We start from the raw sequence: 594 nt of genomic DNA, 5'->3' as shown, positions 1-594 counted from the left end.
TGAAAATATTGTGATCACCTTAGGTGAGAACACTGACAAAATATCTTCCTCAATCGGCGTGATGGATACTGTCTCTCAGGGGATCAGTAGCATTCTAAGTTCTATTCAGAAAATTGCCGATCAAACTGATTTATTAGCGTTAAATGCTTCCATTGAGGCTGCAAGAGCTGGTGAGTCAGGAAAGGGTTTTGCTGTTGTCGCTGAAGAAGTTCGAATGCTCGCGTCGAAAACTCGAAGCAGCACCATTGAGATTGATGAATTTCTTGTTCAGTTTTCCGACTCGTCGGAGCAACTTATTGGACAAATGTCTCAAGTTCAAAAAAGCAACGATCTAAGTCGAAATCGTACGTTAGAAGTTATTGATCAAATTCAACTTGTTGAGAATGCCGTTAGTGAAATAAATACCATTAATTCTGGCCTTTCCCAAGCGTCAGATATTCAGTGTGAAATGATGAAGAAGCTAAACTCGGAGATTGAGCTGTCTAAATCTTTGAGCGATGAAATTACTCACAGTGCAAATGCTATCGCGAGTGTTCATGGAGATATCAGCCGAGTTTCTTCAGCACTAACGAAAGACGTGGCGGTTTTCAAAGT

The 594-nt window shown here is 40.7% G+C and carries 1 protein-coding gene; it reads left to right on the top strand.

The features are described 5' to 3' along the window. Positions 1 to 594, top strand: a 594-nt coding sequence (locus R7040_RS28170; protein ID WP_318097847.1) for a methyl-accepting chemotaxis protein, incomplete at both ends; no start/stop codon positions are given.

It is taken from the genome of Vibrio sp. 1069 (assembly GCF_033340555.1).
This window is presented reverse-complemented; position numbering and strand designations above follow the sequence as displayed.